The following is a 4,090-nucleotide window of genomic DNA, read 5'->3' on the forward strand; positions in this document are numbered from 1 at the left end:
CCTCGGGCACGGGCCCGGGCGCGCTCCGCCTCCTCGACGGCAGCCCCGCCAACGGCTCGGCCGCCTCCGGCCGCCGCCCCGGAAGCGGCCGCTCCGCGCCGGGTCCGGCACCAGCACTCGCGCCTGCGCCTGCGCCTGCGCCTGCGCCTGCGCCTGCGCCAGGATCGGTCCCGGTGACCGGGCCGAACGTGTGCGCCGCACCGCCACCCGCCCCGGCGACGGCGCCGGGTCCGGCACCACCACCTGCGCCCGGGCCGGGGTCGGTCCCGGCGACCGAGCCCGACGCGTGCGCCGAGCCGGCACCCTCAGCGGCACCACCCCCGGCCACCGCGTCGGCACCGGCGCCCACACCCCGCCCGACGCCAGAACCGGCACCCGGCCAGACACCCGCGCCGGGATCGGTTCCGGCGACAGAGTCGCCGGCGTGTACCGAGCCGGCATCCGCCCCGGCACCAGGGCCGGGTGCGGGCCCGGCGCCGGACCCGGGCGCGTGCGCCGGGTCGGCCCCCGCGGCAGCACCGCCCCCGGCCACCGCGCCGGCACCGGCGCCCACAGCCCGCCCGACGCCGGCACCGGCGACGACACCCGGACCGACGCCCCCGACGGCACCCGCACCGGCGCCTTCCGCCTCGGCCAGCACCCCCCGCGGCAGCAGTACCACCGCCGTCGTGCCGCCGTACGGCGAGTCGCGGAGGGTCACGGTGATGCCGTGGCGGGCGGCGAGGCGGCCGACGACGTACAGGCCGAGCCGGTCGTGCCGGGTCGGGTCGAAGGCGTCGGGGTCGGTGAGGGTGCGCTCGGCGTGGGCGCGCTGCTCGGCGTCGAGACCGAGGCCCCGGTCGTCGATCTCCAGGACGAAGCCGCCGCCGACCCGTCCCGGGCGCAGTGTGACCTGGGTGTGCGGCGGCGAGAACGCCGTGGCGTTCTCCAGCAGTTCCGCGAGGAGGTGCGCGATGTCTGCGACGGCGTCCGCCGCGACGGCGGTCTCGGGCATCGGCGGGACCACCACCCGCGTGTAGTCCTCGATCTCGCTCACCGCCGAGGCGACGACGTCCGCGACCGGCACGGGCCCGCGCCAGCGCCGGCCGGGCGCGGCGCCGGACAGGATGATCAGGCTCTCCGCGTGCCGGCGCATACGGGTGGTCAGATGGTCGATGCGGAACAGCTGTCGCAGTACGTCGGGGTCGTCCGTGCGCCGCTCCAGGGTGTCGACCAGTTTGAGCTGACGGTGTACCAGCGCCTGGTTGCGCCGGGCGATGTTGAGCAGCACGGCGAACAGGCCCCGGCGCAGTCCGGCCTGCTTGACGGCGGCCTCCACCGCGGCGTGCCGAGCGGTGTTGAACGAGCGGCCGACCTGCTCGATCTCGTCGTCCCCCGCCTCGTCGGCGGCGAGCGGCGGCGCCTCGGCGAGCGCGTCCACCCGCTCCCCCGCGCTCAGCCTGCGCATGACGTCCGGGAGTTGCCGGGTGGTGAGCACGTCCGCCGCGTCCCGCAGGGTCTCCAGGCGGCGCGAGATGCGCCGGGCGCCACGCACCGCGAGCCACAGCGACAGCGTCACGGCGGCGAGACCGGCCGCGCCCACGACGGCGGCCTTGGTCAGCTCGTGGTAGGCGAAGGCACGCCCCCGCGCGGCGGAGTTCTCGGCGGAGCGGGTGCACAGTCGCATGTAGCGCTTGACGGCCCGGTCGGTGGTGGACCGCCAGGTGTCGGCGGCGACGGCCTGCCCGGCCCCTCCGGCACCGGCCCGCAGCAGCGCGTCCTCGCCCCGCACCAGCGAGCGGTAGGTGCCGTCGCGATGGAACCGCTCGAACAGGGCGCGCGAGTCGGCGGGCAGGTCGGGCACGTAGGTGCGCTCGAAGACGCGCCGGTCCTCGATCGTCGAGGTGAGGCTGTCGTACTGCCGGTCGGTGAGGGTCCCGGCGGCGCGCGCACCGGCGACCAGGGCGTCCTCCCGGGAGACGAACTCGCGGACCCGCACCAGTTCGGTGACGACCTGGGCCTCGCGGGCGAGCTGCCCGGCCTGGAGCGCGGTGAGCGTGGACTGCACGTCGAAGCCGGGCTCGACCAGCGCGCTGTAGGCGTCGACCGCCCGGTCCCAGGTGATGTCCCTGGCGAGCACGTGCTCGCGCAGTCCCTCGAGTCTCCCGGTGGCGGCGACCATGGTGTCAAGGGCCTGCCGCTGGCGGTCGGTGAGCCGGCCGTCGTCTCCGTCCCGGACGGCCTGGCGCAGGGCGTCGACGGCCCGGTCGGTACGGCGCTGCTGGCCGAGCAGGTCGCCGGCGGCGGTCATGTCGCGGCGGGTCCCCAGGTAGGCGGCGGACATCCGGCGCTCGATCTGGATCTGACCGACCGCGGTGTCCACGGGGGTGCCGAAGTCCTCGTACACCCCCTGGAGCCGGATCAGCGCGCGCAGTTCGGCCGTGACCGACACCATGGCGAAGCTCCACAGCGCCATCAGGGCGACGGCCGGGGCGAGCGCGAGCGCCACGATCCGCGAGCGGACGGTGGTGGGACGGCCGAAGGGCCAGCGCATGGGGTACCTGCCGGTGTTACCAGTCGGTAGAAAGTTCGGCACAACCTACGGGATCAACACCGGCGACGCAATGGTGACCTGCGGTAACCCCCGGTCACCCGGCCGGCAGGGCGAAGGTCGTGACGACCGCCGCGTGGTCGGAGGGCCACTCGTTGCCCGCCACGTCCGGCCAGGGCCGCGGGGTGCCGGTGACCAGCGTGCGGGAGTCGAGCACGGTCAGGCCGCGGTGCAGGACGTAGTCGATCCGGTCCTGTGGTTCGGGCCGGCCGCTGCCGTCCTCGTGCACCGGGTGGACCGGCGACCAGGTGTGCCCGGGTCGGGCGGCGGGCTCGGGGTGGGCCTCGCGGTAGGAGTCGGCGAACCCCGCCTTCTCGGCCGCCTCGGTCACCGGCCACCGGACGTCCGGCCAGTCCAGGTGCGAGGGGCAGTTGAAGTCGCCGACGAGCACGACCGGGACGCCTTCGCGCGCGGACCCGGCGATACGGTCCAGGGCGTCGCGCATCTGGCCGAGCCGCAGCTCCTCGTGGGCGATCAGCTCGTCCGCCGGCAGTCCGTCGAACGCCGCCTCGTAGGGCCCGTACGGCGTGTAGTGCAGGTGTGCGGTCCAGACGTCGACCTCGTGGCCGGGGGCGACCGCGATCCGGACCCCTGACGCGCCGTAGAAGCCGACGTCCGGGTCGCCGAAGCGGGCGGTGATGGGGTGACGGCTGAGGACGCCGAGGTTCTCGCCGGCCCGGTGGTGGTGCCAGCCGAGGGCCTCGGCCAGCTCCTGGGCGGCCGTCCCGCCGGTCTCCTGGAGCCCGACGACGTCGGCGCCGCTGCCGAGGACCGCCTCGACCTGCTTGGCGCGGTGGTCGTCGACCTGGCTGCCGCCGAGCCACAGGTTCCAGCTCATCACGCGGAGCCGGGGTACGACCATGCGTTCCAGACCGGCGGCCGTGACCCCGGTCAGGCTGTCCCGGACGGTCCGGCCGGGCGCCTCGGCGATCGGCGCGAGCGAGGGCACGGCGAGCACCGCGCACCCGGCCGCCTCGGCGGAGGCCACGCCGGTCCCGGTGTCCTCCACAGCGACACAGGCCGCGGGGTCGACGCCGAGGTCCCGGCAGGCGGCGAGGTAGGGGTCGGGGGCGGGCTTGGTGCGGACGGTGTCGTCGGCGGTGACGGACGTGGCGAACCGGTGGGCGCCCAGGGCGTCGAGGACGACGTCGGCGACCGCGCGCGGGGACGCGGTGACCAGGGCGGCCGGGATGCCGTCGGCGGCGAGGGCGTCCAGCAGCTCGACGGCGCCGGGTCGGGGCACGATGCCGTTGCGGACGCGCTCGGCGAACTCGCGGTGCAGGTCGGCGGCGAGCTCGGCGGCGGGCCTGCCGGTGGCCGCGGTGAGCCAGCCGGCGGTGTGCTCGACGGGGCGGCCGAGCACCTCCGGCTGGTCGGCTTCGGTCAGCGCGCGTCCGGCGACCTGCTCGACCGCCTCCCACCACAGGCGTTCGGTGTCCACGAGGGTGCCGTCCATGTCGAACAGGACCGCACGCAGCCGGGCGTGGGGGCGGTCGGGGG

The 4,090-nt window shown here is 76.2% G+C and carries 2 protein-coding genes; both read right to left on the reverse strand.

All coding sequences use genetic code 11. The features are described 5' to 3' along the window. Positions 1 to 2,533, reverse strand: a 2,533-nt coding sequence (locus V7E45_RS38040; protein ID WP_333778845.1) for a sensor histidine kinase, incomplete at its 3' end; no start/stop codon positions are given. A 94-nt stretch (positions 2,534 to 2,627) separates the two neighbouring features. Further along, positions 2,628 to 4,046, reverse strand: coding sequence for an HAD-IA family hydrolase (locus tag V7E45_RS38045; RefSeq protein ID WP_333778846.1), 1,419 nt, complete (start codon positions 4,044 to 4,046; stop codon positions 2,628 to 2,630). Positions 4,047 to 4,090: the final 44 nt, after the last annotated feature.

It is taken from the genome of Streptomyces sp. IBSBF 3136 (assembly GCF_036815105.1).
Classification (GTDB): Bacteria; Actinomycetota; Actinomycetes; order Streptomycetales; family Streptomycetaceae; genus Streptomyces.

What these genes read in the sequence shown, in the direction of transcription:
- V7E45_RS38045 (WP_333778846.1), bottom strand. Translation starts at nt 4,046, where the DNA reads ATGGACGGCACCCTCGTGGACACCGAACGCCTGTGGTGGGAGGCGGTC.